Annotated in this window: 14 protein-coding genes and 1 riboswitch; of the genes, 3 read left to right on the forward strand and 11 right to left on the reverse strand. The window is 51.8% G+C overall.

Annotated features, from left to right (window positions below; all coding sequences use genetic code 11):
- Positions 1-701: 701 nt before the first annotated feature.
- From RW092_RS17285 to RW092_RS17300, 4 genes are all read right to left on the reverse strand, one after another.
- Complete coding sequence (locus RW092_RS17285; RefSeq protein WP_316010795.1) at positions 702-1,844, reverse strand: tyrosine-type recombinase/integrase; 1,143 nt, start codon at positions 1,842-1,844, stop codon at positions 702-704.
- Between the two features lie 122 nt (positions 1,845-1,966).
- A complete protein-coding gene (sdhB, locus tag RW092_RS17290) occupies positions 1,967-2,752 on the reverse strand; it encodes a succinate dehydrogenase iron-sulfur subunit (protein WP_016310978.1) in 786 nt (261 codons plus the stop codon).
- Positions 2,753-2,764: 12 nt separating this feature from the next.
- The gene (gene sdhA, locus RW092_RS17295; RefSeq protein ID WP_016310977.1) at positions 2,765-4,510 is read right to left on the reverse strand and encodes a succinate dehydrogenase flavoprotein subunit; all 1,746 of its coding nucleotides are present in this window, start codon (positions 4,508-4,510) and stop codon (positions 2,765-2,767) included.
- 240 nt (positions 4,511-4,750) lie between these two features.
- Entirely contained in the window at positions 4,751-5,422 is a 672-nt protein-coding gene (locus RW092_RS17300; protein ID WP_028540022.1) for a succinate dehydrogenase cytochrome b558 subunit, read from the reverse strand.
- A gap of 286 nt (positions 5,423-5,708) precedes the next feature.
- Here RW092_RS17300 and RW092_RS17305 point away from each other — a divergent pair, with 286 nt between their 5' ends.
- On the forward strand, positions 5,709-6,620 hold the full coding sequence (locus RW092_RS17305) for a LysR family transcriptional regulator (protein WP_316010796.1): 912 nt from the start codon (positions 5,709-5,711) through the stop codon (positions 6,618-6,620).
- Positions 6,621-6,718: 98 nt separating this feature from the next.
- Here the strand turns inward: RW092_RS17305 and RW092_RS17310 are convergent, their stop codons facing one another.
- Genes RW092_RS17310 through RW092_RS17320 form a run of 3 tightly spaced genes read right to left on the reverse strand, consistent with a single transcriptional unit; the run spans position 6,719 to position 10,092 of the window.
- On the reverse strand, positions 6,719-7,999 hold the full coding sequence (locus tag RW092_RS17310) for an ArsB/NhaD family transporter (RefSeq protein ID WP_085279465.1): 1,281 nt from the start codon (positions 7,997-7,999) through the stop codon (positions 6,719-6,721).
- A 39-nt stretch (positions 8,000-8,038) separates the two neighbouring features.
- On the reverse strand, positions 8,039-8,704 hold the full coding sequence (locus RW092_RS17315) for a potassium channel family protein (RefSeq protein WP_028540019.1): 666 nt from the start codon (positions 8,702-8,704) through the stop codon (positions 8,039-8,041).
- 17 nt (positions 8,705-8,721) lie between these two features.
- Positions 8,722-10,092 (reverse strand): TrkH family potassium uptake protein, encoded by a 1,371-nt coding sequence (locus tag RW092_RS17320; RefSeq protein WP_410055549.1) that lies wholly within the window; start codon positions 10,090-10,092, stop codon positions 8,722-8,724.
- Between the two features lie 39 nt (positions 10,093-10,131).
- A riboswitch (cyclic di-AMP (ydaO/yuaA leader) is annotated at positions 10,132-10,298 on the reverse strand.
- 351 nt (positions 10,299-10,649) lie between these two features.
- On the opposite strand from RW092_RS17320, the gene RW092_RS17325 reads away from it, so the two are divergent.
- On the forward strand, positions 10,650-12,362 hold the full coding sequence (locus tag RW092_RS17325; RefSeq protein WP_316010797.1) for a CPBP family intramembrane glutamic endopeptidase: 1,713 nt from the start codon (positions 10,650-10,652) through the stop codon (positions 12,360-12,362).
- Here RW092_RS17325 and uvrC read toward each other — a convergent pair.
- Both uvrC and trxA read right to left on the reverse strand, forming a co-directional pair.
- On the reverse strand, positions 12,322-14,139 hold the full coding sequence (uvrC, locus tag RW092_RS17330; RefSeq protein ID WP_316010806.1) for an excinuclease ABC subunit UvrC: 1,818 nt from the start codon (positions 14,137-14,139) through the stop codon (positions 12,322-12,324). The two genes, RW092_RS17325 and uvrC, sit on opposite strands and share 41 nt — an antisense overlap.
- A 144-nt stretch (positions 14,140-14,283) precedes the next feature.
- Positions 14,284-14,601, reverse strand: a complete 318-nt coding sequence (gene trxA / locus RW092_RS17335; protein ID WP_009224820.1) for a thioredoxin — start codon at positions 14,599-14,601, stop codon at positions 14,284-14,286.
- A 267-nt stretch (positions 14,602-14,868) separates the two neighbouring features.
- On the opposite strand from trxA, the gene RW092_RS17340 reads away from it, so the two are divergent.
- Positions 14,869-15,024, forward strand: a complete 156-nt coding sequence (locus RW092_RS17340) for a hypothetical protein (protein WP_009224819.1) — start codon at positions 14,869-14,871, stop codon at positions 15,022-15,024.
- 96 nt (positions 15,025-15,120) lie between these two features.
- Here RW092_RS17340 and dnaI read toward each other — a convergent pair whose 3' ends face one another.
- The gene (gene dnaI, locus RW092_RS17345) at positions 15,121-16,074 is read right to left on the reverse strand and encodes a primosomal protein DnaI (RefSeq protein WP_316010798.1); all 954 of its coding nucleotides are present in this window, start codon (positions 16,072-16,074) and stop codon (positions 15,121-15,123) included.
- A gap of 37 nt (positions 16,075-16,111) precedes the next feature.
- A complete protein-coding gene (locus RW092_RS17350) occupies positions 16,112-17,662 on the reverse strand; it encodes a DnaD domain protein (RefSeq protein WP_316010799.1) in 1,551 nt (516 codons plus the stop codon).
- Positions 17,663-17,788: the final 126 nt, after the last annotated feature.

Below are 17,788 nucleotides of genomic sequence, written 5' to 3' on the forward strand. Positions count from 1 at the left end.
TTATTCAGCTTTTCATTCTTTCCCACTTCTTCGACTAGACGATGGCAGATAACGTATTGTGTTCCCGACGTCGAAAGGCTTAAGCAGTTGGCCCATCAAGCACAGCGATCCGGGTCACCGGGTGGCTCCGCCACTTAGCCTTACAGACGTGTCCGCCTGAGTTCACTTCCTGCTACTGAATTATCTACGTAGTGACTCCGCTTCTTATTACTCCGGGCGGACCCAGCGGCTCTAGCCGCTGGTGGGAACATGGTGTTATCTGTTGGATTGGGCCCACTTCTTCGAATAGAGACAGGACGTCGACCCACATGTTTATTCCTTCTTTTTACGCCTTTTTCAGTTTGTATTCCTCGTGCATGTTATACCTTTTTTTCTTTGTCCTCTTTAGGTAATTGCTTCTTCCGGGTTTATACGAGCTTTATTCTTTACTGGGTTTATACTGGGTTTATACAGGTCTTTTCCCGTTTTATATTCTCGTTCTTTGCTTTGTATTTACCTATCAATTTCCCTCTTCAAGCAACAGGAAGTTGCGAATGGATTACCTACAAATCTTTGGGCCCAATCTGGCAGATAACTCCCCTATCTCTGCACGTCACAAATATCTTCTTGAGACGGGGATTTGCGTAATTAATCATACAACCTTAATTATACCTCCATTTCTTATTTCTGTATGTTGTAATTTATCCCCCTCCCGTAGTCTGCTATCTCCCCTGCTGATCACGTAATATCCGATCAAGTGGACTCTCAATCTGTTTCAGATTCTTGGTGCTGACGTGGGTGTAGCGTTCGGTGGTGGAGGGATTGGCGTGGCCCAGCAGTTCCTGGATATAGCGGAGGTCGGTGCCGTTCTCAAGCAAATGGGTGGCGAAAGAGTGCCGAAGGACATGAATGCCTGCCTGTTTCCGGATGCCGAAGGCTTTCAGGGCTTCCTGAAATACCTTTTGTAATGAACGTTCATGTAAGTGGCTCCCCGGATGCTGCCCCGGAAACAACCACATCGAGTTGGAAAGTCGCTCCGCTTCCACATACTTTTTGATCATGTCCCAAGCCGTTTGCGATAGTAAGGTGTGCCTGTCTTTTTTGCCTTTTCCTTGCCGGACACGAAGGAGGCCGCGTTCGGGGTCGATATCCGTAACTTTCAGCCGGACGACCTCGCTCACGCGCAAGCCTGAGGCGTAAGCCAGATACAACATCGTACGGTGCTTCAGATTCGTCGGCGCTTGGATAACGCGGAGTACTTCCTGCTCCGATAGGACATAGGGCAGTTTTTTTCTTTTTTTCGGTCGAATATATTTCATCTGTTCGGAAGGTTGCTTGAGAACCTCGACGGCCAGAAAACGTAAAGCACTAATGGCTTGGTTCACATAAGCAGGAGAGTGCCCTTGCTCAAGGAGCTGCAGAGCATACTGTTGAGTATGGGACGAGTCGATGATCGCGGACGTCATTCTCTCATCCTTGAGGGCTCCTGGGTTCTTCATCCTCAAATGATCAGCCAAGTTCTGCAAATATCGCCGGACATGCCCCCTGTAGGCCTTGCTGGTTTTGAGGCTGTATCCCTTCAGCTTGAGCGTGGTGAGCAGCTTTTGATCCAGGGCCTGAATGAGTTTTTCATTACTGGATAGCTTTGGCGACACGGCTAGCCCGTCCATTCGAATCTCCGCTTCTGGAAAGTACTCTGCAAATTGCCTGATTTTCTCCTCCGTGCAAGGAAAACGCCAGAACTTCCCATTGGGATCCCACCTTCCTCCCCCAATCGCACGCAGCTTACCGACATCCCCTTTCGAGAAATCCTCCAATTTCACGGAAATCTGATCACATTCGATCCGATGAATATGAATGTACATCCCTGATCCCCTCCATTATTCTGTCTAGCTCGAAAAAAAAAGAGACAGCCCCTCCCGGGGTCTGTCTCCGATTCTTTCGGATGGATGGTGTTACTTTATCGGTATGAATCTATTCGATTCGATTACTGCTGAAACCACATCTTAAACATATGCTTCGTGGTGGCTTTGTTCATTTCGGCGATGGAGGTGGTCAGCGGGATACCTTTCGGGCAGGCGCGGACGCAGTTTTGCGAGTTGCCGCAACCTTCGATGCCGCCGGGTTCCATTAGCGCCTCCAGACGCTCATCGGCGTTCATTTCACCAGTTGGGTGTGCGTTGAACAAGCGCACTTGGGAAATCGCTGCCGGGCCGATGAAGTCCGTCTTCTCGTTGACGTTCGGACAAGCTTCCAAGCAGACGCCGCAGGTCATGCACTTGGACAGTTCATATGCCCATTGCCGTTTCTTCTCCGGCATCCGCGGCCCTGGCCCCAGATCGTACGTACCGTCGATCGGAATCCACGCTTTGACCCGCTTGAGCGCATTAAACATCCGGCTGCGGTCGATTACCAGGTCGCGTACGACCGGGAACGTCCGCATCGGTTCAACGCGAATCGGCTGTTCCAAATTGTCGATCAGTGCCGCACAAGCCTGACGCGGTTTGCCATTGATCACCATCGAGCAGGCGCCGCACACTTCCTCCAGACAGTTGGACTCCCAGCACACTGGCGAGGTATGTTCGCCCTTGCTATTCACCGGGTTCCGCTGGATTTCCATCAAGGCGCTGATCACGTTCATTCCAGGGCGGTAGTCCAGCTCGAATTCTTCCGTATACGGCTTCGAGTTCGGATCATCCTGGCGAGTAATGATGAATTTGACTTTTTTGGCCGTTGGTTGTTTGGCCGTTACATCCGTTTCCGCCATTGCCATGGGTATCCCCTCCTATTTGTCCTTCGAGTAGTCGCGAATCCGCGGCGGGATCAAGGAAACGTCGACCGGTTCGTACGAAATTTCCGGACCGTCCGGCGTCCATTTCGCCATCGTTGTCTTCAAGAATTCTTCGTCGTTCCGGTTCGGGAACTCCGGTTTATAATGCGCGCCCCGGCTTTCGTTACGAAGCAACGCGCCCTTCGTCATCGCTTCGGCCAGCTCCAGCATGTTCCACAGCTGACGGGTGAATGCGGCTCCCGTATTGTTCCAGCGGGACGTATCGTTGATGTTGATCTTTTTGTAACGTTCTTTGAGTTCCTTGATTTTGTTGATGGTAGCTTCTAGTCGATCGTTATGACGAACGACAGTCATGTTCGCCGTCATCCATTCACCCAGTTCTTTGTGGATGACATAAGCATTTTCGGTGCCATCCATCGCCAGGATGCCTTCGTACTTCTCTTCTTGGGCTTTGCGGTAGCTTTCGAAGACGCTTGGATTCAGATCCTCAGTCGACTTCTTCAGGCCACGAAGATATTCGACCGCTTTCGGTCCGGCCACCATACCGCCGTAAATCGCCGACACCAGCGAGTTCGCACCAAGACGGTTCGCGCCGTGATATTGGTATTCACATTCTCCTGCCGCAAACAGACCAGGAATGTTGGTCATTTGGTTATAGTCGACCCACATGCCGCCCATGGAGTAATGGACTGCCGGGAAAATTTTCATCGGAATCTTGCGCGGGTCATCACCCATGAACTTCTCATAAATCTCAATAATCCCGCCGAGTTTCACGTCCAGCTCTTTCGGATCTTTGTGGGACAGGTCGAGATACACCATGTTCTCGCCGTTAATGCCCAGCTTCAGGTCCACGCACACATGGAAAATTTCCCGTGTCGCAATATCCCGCGGTACAAGGTTACCGTAAGCCGGATATTTCTCCTCCAGGAAGTACCATGGTTTGCCGTCCTTGTATGTCCAGATCCGTCCGCCTTCGCCACGTGCGGATTCGGACATCAGACGCAGCTTGTCATCCCCCGGAATGGCTGTCGGGTGAATTTGAATGAACTCACCGTTCGCGTACGTAACACCTTGCTGGTACACAGCACTCGCCGCAGTCCCTGTGTTGATGACCGAGTTCGTCGTTTTCCCGAAGATAATCCCCGGGCCGCCTGTAGCCAAAATAACCGCATCCGAAGGGAACGTGGTGATTTCCATTGAGCGAAGATTTTGCGCGGTAATGCCGCGGCAGACGCCTTCATCGTCCAACACAACGGACAGGAACTCCCAGTTCTCATATTTCGTGACCAGGCCGGCTGCTTCATGGCGGCGTACCTGCTCATCCAGCGCGTACAGCAGCTGTTGTCCGGTCGTTGCCCCGGCAAACGCCGTACGGTGATGCTTCGTACCGCCGAACCGGCGGAAATCCAGCAGCCCCTCCGGCGTGCGGTTAAACATAACGCCCATCCGGTCCATCAAGTGAATGATACCAGGTGCAGCTTCGCACATCGCCTTAACCGGCGGTTGGTTAGCCAAGAAGTCCCCGCCGTATACGGTATCGTCAAAATGCTCCCAAGGCGAGTCGCCTTCGCCTTTCGTATTCACGGCCCCGTTAATGCCGCCTTGCGCGCACACCGAGTGAGAACGTTTCACCGGCACAAGGGAAAACAGCTGGACCGGCACGCCTGCTTCGGCCGATTTAATCGTAGCCATCAGACCGGCCAAGCCGCCGCCAACGACGATTAAGCTTTGTTTAGCCATTTGCTTTCAACTCCTAAAAGTTTTGTGAGCGTTGCTTCAACGAGTGATCTGCGAACAAAACTCGCTTCGTAAGCATCTACCTAGTTTTGTGAGCGTTGCTTCAAGGGAATGCTTCGTACAAAACTTGCATCGGAAGCATTCGCTTAGTTTTGTGAGCGTTGCTTCAACGAGTGATCTGCGAACAAAACTCGCTTCATAAGCATCCGCTTTATTGTCAACGTGTCATCTACGAACAAAAACCTACGCCAACCAAGCCTTTGCCGTCTCCAGCAAAGCGCTGCCTTCCGCCTGGAATTCCGCGCCGCGGAATGCGACCAGCGACCACACGAACATCACGGCAACGATCGCGAACAAGCCCATGCAAATATAAGAGGACACCCGTTGCGACCGCGGACCGACCGTCACGCCCCAGCTCACGAGGAACGACCATAAACCGTTCGTAAAGTGGAACGCCGCCGACACAACCCCAATGATATACAACGTGAAGAAAAGCGGGTTGCTGACGATCTCATGCATCAAGCCGCCCAATTCCTCATGCTCCACATTGCCCAGCGCTACCTGTACACGGGTCTCCACCACGTGCCAGATCACGAACACAAACGCGATAACGCCGGTAATCCGCTGCAACAAATAACGCAGGTTGCGCTCGGTTGGGAACCGCCGATTGTTCGGCTTCGCCTGAAACGCAATATAAAGCCCATAAACTCCGTGATATAACAACGGCAGCCAGATCCCAAAAATCTCCAAAACCAAGACGAGCGGCAGGCTGTTCAGGAACGCAACCGCTTCCCTAAAACCTTCGCTTCCGCCTTCCACCGCCGAAAAGTTGGTGATCATGTGCTCCAGCAGGAAAAATCCCAGCGGAATGACGCCCAGCAGCGAGTGCAGTTTTCTGGAATAAAACCCTTTCATAAATGCGTGTACCCCTTTCTCATTCCATCATCCGTTTCAACTTGCGCAAATTCACTCAAGATTCGACCTTACGGGGGCGCGGAGGTTGAATATGATAAATACCACACCGCAGTCGGTAAAACCCCTTTGTACCTCCAGTTACTTGTGAACAACTTGTGTCACTTTTCATGTTACTCCTTTTTATCTTATAATGGAATTGCAATATATTTATTAATCATTATAACAAATTCACATAAGCAAACCTGTCGAATCTTGTCCTTCACCCGGAAAAAAGGAGGTTCTCCCCATGATGGAAGAGTTGCTGGTGTTCACTACCGTCGTGGAGCAATCCAGTTTGAACAAAGCATCCAAGCTGTTAAACCTGTCCCAGCCTGCCCTTTCGCGCAAAATTGCAAAATTAGAAGAGGAATGGGGGGTCTCCCTGTTTCACCGCAAAGGGAAAAGACTCGAGCTGACCCGCGTAGGTCAGGAGGCTTACCAATATGCGCTGGAACAGCGGCAACGTCACCACAACTTCCTGCAGACCGTGTCCCGCTTCAAGGCAGCGGAGCGCCGCATCGTCACGTTGGGCGCCAGCCTGACGACGATCCAAACCACGTTGCCGCCGCTCGTGACCGCGCTCATGGAGAAGTTTCCGGATATCGAACTGAAGCTCGTCACCGGCAAAACCCATGAAATCGTCTCCTACGTCCGTGAGAAGAAAGTCGATTTCGGCGTCGTGGCCTCCCTGGTGAACGAGACGGGCTTGAACTGCCTGCCGCTGTTCAAAGATCACCTCGAGCTGGTCGTGCCCAAAGGGCATGAGCTGGCCGCCGCCGGGCAGAAGCGCCGTCTGATTATGGACGATCTGAACGGCCGGCCGATGATCGTCTTTTCCAAAGGAACCTGGTATCGGCGGCTGATCGACGACCTGTTTGGACGCTACAGCATCTTGCCTGATATCCGCATGGAGATCGATTCATTTGAAGCGATCGTGCGCCTGCTGCCCATCTGCAAAGCGGCCGCGCTATTGCCTAAATCGTACTTGCGCATGCCGCTGCTGCGGGATAACGGCCTGCTGACGGTGCCGATTCCCGAGCTAGCCCAGACTCGCCGCGAAACCTGTCTCGTATACGGCGATAAATCGGAGCTGACGAGTGAAACAAAGGAATGGATCGCGCAAATCCGCGAAACCCTTGTCAAAGAATTGCCGATCTAACGCCACCATGAACCACGCACCCGAACAACAGTCTGGCGGGCATCAAAAAAAGCTGCCGCTTCCAGGTGAACACCTGGATCAACGGCAGCTTGTCCATTTTACATGAAGTATCGCAAATATACGTAGAGACTGGAGATCAAAATGGTAAGGATCATCAGCGGGAGTCCGTATTTCATGTATTTTAGAAAACTAATCGGTTCCCCTTCCTTGGCGGACATCCCGGCAGCGATCAAATTGGCACTGGCTCCGATTAATGTCCCGTTTCCACCAAGACAAGCGCCGAGCGCTAAGCTCCACCATAGCGGCTCCAAGTTCTGAATCCCCATTCCGCCCATGTCTTGAATCATCGGAATCATCGTCGCTACGAGCGGAATATTATCGATAAACGCCGACGCCAACGCACTCAGCCAGAGGATCAGCATTGAGGTGGTCAGCGGATCGCCTCCTGTCAGCCGCATTACCTCTTCGGCCACTCTCGTAATGATTCCCGTTTCAACCAACCCGCCGACCAAGACGAACAAACCGACGAAGAAGAAGATAGTGGGCCATTCCACCGAGCGGAAGGCTTGTTCCATCACGTGTTCACCGGTCAGGAGCAGCAACAGGAAAGCACCTGCCAGCGCAATCGTCGCCGTCTCCAAATGGAGGTATTGATGAAGGAAAAAACCGAGCAACGTCAACCCTAATGCAATCAAGCACTTGATGAGCAGCTTTTTCTCCGTAATCAAGCCCTCTAGACGGATCTCCATCAAGCTCTGCTGATGAGCAAAGCCCTTCTTCAACTCTTTGCGGAAGATCAAGATCACCAGCGGCAAAATCACCACCAGAATGATCATCGCAACCGGCGCTAAATTTTCCATAAAGGCGACGAAGGTTAATTCCTTCACGGCGCTGCCAATCATAATGTTCGGAGGGTCTCCGATTAAAGTCGCCGTCCCGCCGATATTCGTGGCAAGAATCATGGAGAAGAGGTAAGGGAATGCCTTGACCCTCAACCTCCGCGTAATGCTAAAGGCCACCGGAACCATCAAAATAATGGTCGTGACGTTATCCAGGAATGCCGAACCTATCGCAGTGATTAGCGCCAATAAGCCCATGAGCGTAATGGGATTGCCTTTGGCCAGCTTCGCCGTCCATATGCCAATGTAAGTGAATAAGCCGGTCTTGGCTGTCGTGTTCACGATGATCATCATCCCGATCAAGAGCCCCAGCGTATTGAAATCAATATGATGGACTGCACTCTCCTGGTCAAGGATGCCAAACATCACCATGAGCGCCGCACCAGCCATAGCCAGCACCGTTCGGTGAATTTTCTCAGAAATAATAAGTGCGTAAGTCAGCAAAAAAATGATTAAAGCCCAAATGGCCTGTTGTTCCATACTATTCCCCGTTCCCTGCTAGTAAGCCTTCTTCCCATTTCATGATGGATTGATGATCGTTTCAAACTGCTCAATATTTTTCTTAGCCCCAATGATAACCATAATGTCGCCTTCATTTAACTGATCCATCGCAGTAGGGGCTACCAAGACTCCGCTATCTCGGTGAATCGCCACAATGCTGCAGCCAAAGCGCGTTCGCGGATTAATATCAGCCAGGCACTTCTGGTGCAAGCATGCCGGAACGTTCATCTCAACGATACTGTATTCCTTCGACAGTTCAATATAATCCAGCAGATTCGGAGTAACCAGCTGATGGGCCACGCGAATCCCCATGTCGCGTTCCGGATAGATCACCCGATCCACTCCCAGCTTCTCTAAAGCCCGGCCGTGCAGAAGCGAGATCGCCTTGGCGACTACCGTTTTAATACCCAGGTCTTTAAGGAGAATGGCCGCCAGGATGCTCATTTGAATATCGGTGCCAATCGCCACGATGCCGCAATCAAAATTGCGAACCCCCAGCGACTTCAGCACCTCTTCTTCTGTGGCATCAGCGACAACGGTATGCGTAAGCCGATCGCTAAGTTCTTCCACGATCTCTTCATTCCGGTCGATGCCCAGAACCTCATATCCTAACTCCATCAATTCCAAGGCCAGACTCGAGCCGAACCGCCCCAAGCCGATGACCACAAACTGCTGCTTTTTCATTTTTGCCCATTTTCCCCTTATCCTATAATGATTTTACCTTCTGGATGGCGATACAACTCTTTCCCCTTCCTTGGACCAATCGCATAGGCGAGCGTCAAAGGCCCCAGCCGTCCGGCAAACATCGTAAGACTAATCACTACTTTTCCAAAATCCGTCAGACGCTCCGTTAAGCCCATCGATAATCCAACGGTTCCAAAAGCGGAGGTCGTCTCAAACAAGATAGAGAGGAAATTTGCATCTTCCGTAGTGGACAATACCATCGCTACAGCAACGATGACGAACAGCGCCATCATCGTAATCGTCAGCGCCTTAGAGATCCGTTCCTCAGCAATCCGGTAACGGAATAACACCAAATCCGTCCGTCCACGGATCATGGAGATCACCGCACCGATAAGAATCGTAAAGGTAGTCGTCTTGATCCCGCCCCCTGTTGAGCCAGGCGAAGCCCCAATGAACATCAGGATGATCATGAAGAATTGCGTAGCCTGACGCAGCGAACCGGTATCAAGGGTGACCACCCCTCCCGAACGCGGCGTGACCGATTGAAATAAAGAGGCCCAGATTTTGCCGCTCCAGCTAAGCGGCTCCAGCGTGCGTGGATTCGTGAATTCGAACACGAAAATGACGATCGTACCAATCACAATCAGGACCGCCGTCATCGACAGCACAACCTTGGAATGAAGCGACAATTTGCGATGCTTGCGATACTCCGCCAGATCGGACAAGACAATAAAACCAAGACTGCCGGATACGATAAGTAAGATGGATACAATGTTAATCAAAGGATCGTTCACATAGGGGATTAAACTGCGGTAATCCCCAAACAGATCAAATCCTGCATTATTAAACATGGAAATCGAATGCCAAATCCCAAAATACAGCGCCCGGCCAAACGGCATATCAAAGGCCCAGCGGAGGGTAAGGAACACCGCTGCACCGGACTCAATCAGCAGCGAATACACCAGCACCTTGCGAATTAAGCGAACGATGCCTTCCATTGAATTTTGGTTCATCGCTTCCTGGAGCAAGAGACGGTCTTTCAGCGAGATTCTCCGTTTCAGGACGAGGGAGAACAAGGTAGCCATGGTCATAAAGCCAAGCCCCCCGATTTGGACGAGCAAGATGATGACGATATGGCCAAAAGTTGAAAAATACCTTCCCGTATCCACTACAAACAGCCCCGTTACACAAGTTGCCGAAGTTGCCGTAAACAATGCATCAACAAATGGCGTCGGTGCCCCGGACGTCCCGGAGATCGGAAGCATAAGCAGCAGACTTCCCAGCAAAATGATGAGGGCAAACCCAATCACTAATACCTGCGGCGGAGAAAGGTTTATTTTCTTCGTATTCAACGCGTTCACCTCATCGTCTTCCTGAAAAAAGAACAAAAGAAAAAAGCACTGGAAATCCAATGCCTTTCGGTGTTTGGTTCCTGATGCACAAGCCTACGAGGTTAGCTGACGGATTCGGACATGCCCAGTTGCCCTATTCGCGGACGCTTCATCCTCCCATGTAAGAAGTTGAAGCTCCGGGAAATTCACCCCAAAATGTACGGTTCCCCCGTTTTCATTACGAAATTCGGCCAATCTTTTCAATTGTTTTCATTCATTTTTCGTCAAATGGATTATATCCCTTATTGCGTCCCACCACAAAGCTCTATTTTCAAGAAAAAGACCAGAAAAAGACGAAATCAGGGATTGTGCAGATCAACTTCCCCCCCAATCTAAATGATGCGTAGACTTGCCGAAGTTTTTGCGGTTTCTCGTCAATTTTGCCCTCCGTCTGGCGCAGGGGGGATTGCTGTGTTATCTTTACTTTGACGTACTTGAGCAAAAAACATACTTCATATTATTAAGAAGAGTACGTTTCCCAGAATTTATTTCAACTTAATCACAAAGGAGTTTTGCGAGTGAATTCCCCTTTGACGTCAAATGGCCGCCGCAGGATGAAGACCAAAAATCTGTGGCTGCTGGCCGCCCTCGGATTCATTGTGTTCGTGGCCGTTCAACTGTTCCCGACCACCGATTCGGAATCGTTGCAGTTGCAGCAATCGAATGAGGTGATCAGCAAACAAGAAGCAACCGCCAGTGCAAGTGAATTTGTCCAATCGGTACTTGGGATCGACCTGCCGAATCCCGCGAAGGATAAAGCATTAATTACATACGAAACGCGTTCCGATCTGTTTGGTTACTTAACCAAAGCCGATCTGCTCGCCCCATACTTAAAAACGTATGACAAGCAATTTCCCTATGATGTATTTCGTGTCCGTTACACGGATCCCACTGAAGCGTTAAGCGCGGTGACCGTAGATGTTCATATGACTACGGGGAAAGTCGTTGGCTTCGAGGAGATTAGTTCCTCCAGCAACGCCACCAAGCAGATGATGCTGGATGTAGGATCGGAAACGATCGATTCCATGAAGGCATGGGAAGGGGATCTCACGCTAGCGGAGAAAGAGGAGCTGGCACAGCCTTACCTGAACGCTTTCGGATTTCAACCAAGCGATTTGGAGCTGGCCTCCGGTGAAGGGGATGTAGGCCTCCTCTACCGTATCCAAGGCTACACCTTAGGTGAATCGCAGGCGGAAATCAAGCTTAGCTTCGAATACGGTAAGGTTTCTTCGTTGGAGAGCTATTTTAGTGTACCGCAGGCTCATCTGGACTACGTTGCCGGGCAGACCAAAATCGCCAGCTGGCTTACCTATGCGGGTTATGCCCTGTTGACGTTCGTGCTGGCCATTCTGGCGATCGTCTACAGCGCGCTGACGCGAGTTCATACCTCGTTTAAGCGGGGAATTTTCCTGGCGTCGGCTTACTTCGTGTTATCGACGATTGGAACGATCAACATGATTCCGGTGTTCCAAAAAGACGGCCTTGAAGCCGGTGTACTCGTCTTTGGCCTCTTCTTCCAAGGTCTGGTGACCTTGTTCCTGGCCGCTTCCGTGTACTTCTCTTTAGTCGGCGGCGACGGACTGTGGCGGAAGAACGGCATCAACCTCTGGGCAAGATCAAGGGAAGAAGGGTATGGCCGTTCCATCCTGACCTCCGTGGGCGATGGGTATGCCTGGGCATTGATCCTGTTAGGCGTTCAATCCGTGGTGTTCTTCATTTTAGAGCACACGATTCATACCTGGTCCACGACCGATGCAACGCAATCGCCGTACAACATGGTGTATCCGGTATTGTTCCCGCTGCTGGCTTGGGTGGCCGGGATCGGGGAAGAAGCGGTGTATCGCCTCTTCGGGATCCCGATGCTGAAGAAAATGTTCCGCAGCACCTTTATCGCTTGCCTGTTGTCGACCTTAATTTGGGCATTTGGCCACACGTTGTACCCGATTTATCCGGTCATTTCGCGCCCAATCGAATTAACCTTTATCGGACTGCTGTTCAGCTTCGTGTTCCTGCGTTACGGCTTCGCGACCGTTGTCTTCTCGCATGTCATCTTCGACAGCATTCTGATGGCCCTAAGCTTGATGTTTATGGGCGGAGCGCTGAATATCGTCGCCGGGTTGTTCTATATCGCCTTGCCGGCGATCGTGGCGTATGTGATTTACTTGTTTAACCCGCCAAGCAAGGAACGAAAGACCCCGCCGCCGCAACCAAAAGAGGAGCCGTATTTTACGACTCCTCTGGCGGATCTTCGTCCCGAAGGGCATTAAGAATTTGACGGGCTAATTTATCCCCGATAGAAAGAGGCCGAAAGTCTTCGACGGAGGCCTCTTTTATTTTTTTCAACGATCCAAAATGTTTCAGCAGCGCCTTCCGGCGTTTCTCGCCGATGCCAGGGATGGAGTCCAGCCGTGAGGCGACCATCGACTTGGCGCGCTGTTCACGGTGGAACGAAATGGCGAAGCGGTGCACCTCGTCTTGAATCCGCTGCAGCAGGTAGAACTCCTGGCTGTCACGCGGCAAATAGACCGGCTCCGGCGGATCAAACGCCATCAGCTGTGCGGTTTTATGCTTGGCGTCCTTCACCAGGCCGCACACCGGGATGTGCAAGCCCAGCTCGTTCTCCAGCACGTCGGTGGCTGCCGAGATCTGCCCTTTGCCTCCGTCAACCACGATCAGATCGGGCAGCGGCAAGTTCTCCTTCAACACCCGTTCATAGCGGCGGCGAATGACCTCACGCATCGTTTCGTAATCGTCCGGTCCTTTGACGGTTTTTACTTTATATTTACGGTATTCTTTCTTGGCCGGCTTACCGTCAATGAACACCACCATGGCCGAGACCGGATTCGTCCCCTGAATGTTGGAGTTATCGAACGCTTCAATCCGCGACACGGACTCCAAGCCAATCGCCTTGCCGAGATTCTCGGCCGCCTTCGAAGTGCGTTCCTCATCCCGTTCGATCAGCCGGAATTTCTCATCCAGCGTGATGCGTGCGTTTTCCTCAGCCATCTTGGTCATCTGCCGCTTTAAGCCGCGCTGCGGCACCAGCGTCTTCACGCCCAGCCACTCCTGCAAGGCGGCTGGAGCGTCAAGCGCGCCGGCCTCCTCTTGTTCTTCCGGCTTCTCTGGCAGCAGAATCTCCTGCGGCAAGGCCGGGTTGTCGCTGTAATACTGCGTCACATAAGACATAAAGTCGCCGTAGGCGTCACCGTAGAACGGAAAGACCGACGCATGCCGTTCGATCATTTTCCCCTGACGCATGTACAGAATCTGTACGCACATCCAGCCCTTGTCTACGGCGTACCCAAACACGTCGCGGTCCTTCGCATCGGTCACCGTAATCTTCTGCTTCTCCATCACCGCATCGATGTTGATGATCTGGTCGCGCAGCTCCTTAGCCCGCTCGAATTGCAGGGCTTCGGCTGCCTCGTGCATTTTGCGCTCCAGCTCTTTCTTGATTTCCTCATGCCCGCCGCTCAGGAACGAGATGATCTCCTGCGTCATCTTCTCGTACGTTTCCTTCTCGACCTCATATACGCAAGGTGCCAAGCACTGGCCGATGTGATAATACAAGCACACTTCCTTAGGCATTACGTTGCATTTGCGCAGCGGGTACATGCGATCGAGCAGCTTCTTCGTTTGCTGAGCCGCGTAAGCGTTCGGATACGGGCCAAAATATTTCGCTTTATCTTTAAGCACCCGCCGGGTGACTTCCAGCCGGGGATGCGGTTCATTCGTTATTTTGATATAGGGGAACGTCTTGTCATCCTTCAGGAGGATATTATAACGCGGATGATGTTCTTTGATCAGGTTACATTCCAGGATCAGTGCTTCCATATTGCTCGCGGTCACGATGTATTCGAAGTCGCGGATCTCGGATACGAGCAGCTGGGTTTTCCCGTTATGGCTGCCTGTAAAATAGGAACGGACCCGGTTCTTCAGCACTTTGGCTTTACCGACGTAAATGATCTTACCGTCCTTGTTCTTCATTAAATAACAACCCGGGGAATCGGGCAGCAGCGCCAGCTTATGTTGGATTCGCTCCATCGCTTTCTCATAACTTAACGTTTCATTAGCCGATGTGTCCAAGCTTCCTCCTCCTTTCTCCACTCCAGGTTAACGCAGAAAACGCCTCCGGCCCAAACCGGAGGCGTCATCCAAGGCGTCAAGCGACGCGCCTGATCGTCTGGATTATTGATGTTTAGCGATCAGGTTCTTCAACGTGTCCTTCGAGTTCAATCCGACGATTTTATCGACCGGTTGACCGTCTTTGAACAGGATCAGCGTAGGAATGCTCATCACGCCGAAACGGGAAGCGGTTTCTGGATTGTCATCCACGTTCAGCTTCGCGATCTTCACGGAGTCACCCACTTCTGCGTCCAGCTCCTCCAGAATCGGAGCGATCATTTTGCAAGGGCCGCACCATGGAGCCCAGAAATCAACAAGAACCGGACCTTGTCCTTCGATTTCCGCATTGAAGGACTGATCGGATACGTTCACGATAGCCATGATAATTTCCTCCTTATTTGGGTTGCCCGGCCTAGCCCATTCATGACTGGAGCGCGAACAACTGGTAGTCGAAAAAAATGGAGCAGTCAGCCCAAAAAGCTGTTGCCGAACACATTATACCATACTACACTGAAAAAAAGAAAGTGTATGGTAACGCCTTCTTTACAAAACGAAAAAAGTTTGGTTATACTAAGAATAACCTGAAAACGGATTGTCTATGACATATTTCATTGACGAGACGATAATTTCCTGAGGAGGCCCATCGCCATGGATGCTAACACGCATGCGAACGATCCGCGGCAGCATATCAACGAAGAACCCCGCAACGATCTGTTTGATTTGATGAACGGCTTTTTTGGCATGCTGACGTTCATGATCGTGATTTTCTTCGGCATGGTCATCATTAAATTTATCGCCAGCTAGGCGGTAACCAGACCTCGAATTAAACGAAAGAGCCGGGTGCTCCCCCGCGAAGGGAGGTGCTCGGCTCTTTAACTTATGTCCTTGGATCGTCCATGATTACGCTTGACCGCGCTTATTCGTCCCATTCACCTGAACCACGGTCACGAACGGAGCGATCCGATCCATTAAGCGTTGGCCTTTATGCCGCTCTTCCCCGTCCTTGCTCGTAAAGCTCAAATGCTTCTCCAGTGCACCCAAGGAATAGTTGGAGGTGTAGAACGTGGGTTTCCGGTTCATTCGATAATTCATAATCGCGCCCATGACATGGTCGCGCACCCACGGATTCAGGTTCTCCGCACCGATATCGTCAAAGATCAGCAGGTCTACCTGCTTCATCATTTCCACCGTTTCGCGCAGCTTGTCGCTGTCCTGCAGCATGCTCTTCAGCTCTTCCACAAATTCCGGCATATAGACGATGGCGCCAGAGTAACCTTCCTTCGCCAGTTCGTGCAGCAGATAGCACATCAAGAACGTTTTGCCAGTGCCAAACGGCCCTTCCAGATACAGCCCTTTCGTCTGCAATCCAGATTCCTTCGTTTCATTAATATAGCGGAACACTTGTCCTACCGCCGGAGCACGCATGGCATCCTTCGTCATAATTTCCACTTCGTCATAACCGGCTTCCAGCGCCCGTTCATCTACATAGAAGCTATGAATCCGTTTCTTAACGGACAATTCGCGCTCATATTGCAGTTGCTTGGGGCATGGCACCTGACGATCCACAAGCTGCGGGCTTCCGCCCACCTGCTCGACCGTCAGCTTCGTATAATGGCCGGGGAAATCGTTGGGACATTGCTCCAAGCCCGGGCAGTTCGCGCAATGCTTGCTGTCGTTGATGTATTGATACAGCTTAGCCATCCCGCGAGTCAGCTGCTCCTGTCCCAGCTCCGGATGTTGGTCCCGGAGTTCCTTCACCAGCGGGTCATTCATCAGACGTGTGGTCAGCTCCTCGGAGCGTTGTTTGAATTGCGTGCTTTTCATCTGCGTCAGCAGTTCCCCCAGTGATTCCATAGGTTGTGTCACCTTCCTCCCCCAAGCCTAAACGGACTCAGACTTCCTTTTTATGTTTGCCGGATTGCATACGCTCCGCCATCTTAATCAGTTCAGCTAACTCTTCTTCCGATACAGCCGTCTCCTGGCCCGTCCGCTCCACAATTGGGATTTCCGGCTTCGGCTTCGTTCCGCGGCTGCCATAAGTTCGCGCCCGGCCTCCTCCGGAGGCGGCACCGCCGGATTTCTCCTTGACCTTCTCCTTCACCTTCGACTGGTCGCGGATATATTGCACGGCCTGCTCATACGTGTTGATCTGCTTCAGCAGCATGTTCGCGGCGATCGCATCGATGAAATTGCGATTGATCCGCTGCTCCCCGCCTGAGGTGAGCAAGGACATTAAATAATGGATCAGTACGTTGATGACTTCGCCGGGCAGCTTGTAGTTCAGATCGATTTTCTCGAAAATGTCCAGCAAGTTATCCGGAATCGATCCCGGGAAGAACGTCTTCAGCAACCGGGTATACGGCTCATTGCGAAGCATCATATTATATTGATGAATATCGCATTTGCTTTGGAATTGCGGCGGTACGTCCACGTAATACTCCATCTGGACCGCAACCTCCTCCGCCACGCCCCCTGCTTGAACGGAATCGTCTTCTGCCTTCGGCTCCTCACCGCGCAGCGCGACGATTTTGCCATAAGCCACCTCGCGTTCCTCTTGACGGCGCTTGCCTTGGCGGAACTGCAGGTTGGCCTTGTGCTGGAGCGCATCCAGCAGAATCCCGCCGCCTGGATCAAAGACCCCGTCCTCGTCCAACAGCCGGCAAATATCCTGGACGCTTAAATCGTACTTGCGGGCCACATAATTCACCACCCCCATCCCTTCCGGGTCAAAGCGCAGCGCCTCAACGAAGGAGCGGTTCCGGGACTCGCGCGGAAAACGCAGGATGATGTCCGCATAGTTGATCGCATCCTCTTCCAGCGCCAGCTTGAGCCCCGGCTGCCTAGCGATCGACGTCTCGGCGATCGCCTGCTCCAGCTCATAATCTATCGAATGCGTGTTCAGCTCAAAGATCTCATAGAACGGAACCGTAATATTTTCCTTATTCAGGCCAACTCCTGACCATGCCTCCGGTTCTCCGCGGAACAACTGCTCCCGCAGAGACAGCACCGCGAACTTCCCGATCTTATCTCGCAGCAGCAAAGTCAGATGCTGTGTCCGGAAAAATTCCGCCGGTGCCAGCGGGGCCTGAAGCTCATATTCGTAAATATAATCATCGCTGTCCGGAACATAGAGCCGGTTCGTCTGAAGCAGCCCGACCGCCTCCAACCGGGATGTCTGCTCAATCAGAAACTTCCGCCCTTTCTCGCTTGGATCGAGGCCCAGGGTCAGGAACAGCTTCCGCTGCTGCTCCACCTCCGAATATCCCACCTGCTCCTGGGGAACATGCTCCACCAGCAGTCGGTACAGCGAAATCGCGAACGCCCCGACCATCGGTTGATAGATCAAACCTAGCATTTTGCCATCAACGGGACTGAGTCCGAAGTCACGATATACGCAATAACGGTGATTCTCTGTAAAATGCAGCATGTTGTTCATGCGCACGGCTTCATCGCTCCTTCCCTATCACGTACAAATAGACTTCCTCTATTTTAGCATAAAAGACGCCGTCCTGAATCGTCCCCAGCTTGCAAAAATCTCCCTTTTTCTTCCTGTGCCGCATCGGGACCT

Origin of the sequence: Paenibacillus sp. 3LSP, from assembly GCF_032465655.1 — a bacterium.
GTDB lineage: Bacteria > Bacillota > Bacilli > Paenibacillales > Paenibacillaceae > Fontibacillus > Fontibacillus barengoltzii.

What these genes read in the sequence shown, in the direction of transcription:
- RW092_RS17285 (WP_316010795.1), bottom strand. Translation starts at nt 1,844, where the DNA reads ATGTACATTCATATTCATCGGATCGAATGTGATCAGATTTCCGTGAAA.
- sdhB (WP_016310978.1), bottom strand. Translation starts at nt 2,752, where the DNA reads ATGGCAATGGCGGAAACGGATGTAACGGCCAAACAACCAACGGCCAAA.
- sdhA (WP_016310977.1), bottom strand. Translation starts at nt 4,510, where the DNA reads ATGGCTAAACAAAGCTTAATCGTCGTTGGCGGCGGCTTGGCCGGTCTG.
- RW092_RS17300 (WP_028540022.1), bottom strand. Translation starts at nt 5,422, where the DNA reads ATGAAAGGGTTTTATTCCAGAAAACTGCACTCGCTGCTGGGCGTCATT.
- RW092_RS17305 (WP_316010796.1), top strand. Translation starts at nt 5,709, where the DNA reads ATGATGGAAGAGTTGCTGGTGTTCACTACCGTCGTGGAGCAATCCAGT.
- RW092_RS17310 (WP_085279465.1), bottom strand. Translation starts at nt 7,999, where the DNA reads ATGGAACAACAGGCCATTTGGGCTTTAATCATTTTTTTGCTGACTTAC.
- RW092_RS17315 (WP_028540019.1), bottom strand. Translation starts at nt 8,704, where the DNA reads ATGAAAAAGCAGCAGTTTGTGGTCATCGGCTTGGGGCGGTTCGGCTCG.
- RW092_RS17325 (WP_316010797.1), top strand. Translation starts at nt 10,650, where the DNA reads ATGAAGACCAAAAATCTGTGGCTGCTGGCCGCCCTCGGATTCATTGTG.
- uvrC (WP_316010806.1), bottom strand. Translation starts at nt 14,139, where the DNA reads ATGGAGCGAATCCAACATAAGCTGGCGCTGCTGCCCGATTCCCCGGGT.
- trxA (WP_009224820.1), bottom strand. Translation starts at nt 14,601, where the DNA reads ATGGCTATCGTGAACGTATCCGATCAGTCCTTCAATGCGGAAATCGAA.
- RW092_RS17340 (WP_009224819.1), top strand. Translation starts at nt 14,869, where the DNA reads ATGGATGCTAACACGCATGCGAACGATCCGCGGCAGCATATCAACGAA.
- dnaI (WP_316010798.1), bottom strand. Translation starts at nt 16,074, where the DNA reads ATGGAATCACTGGGGGAACTGCTGACGCAGATGAAAAGCACGCAATTC.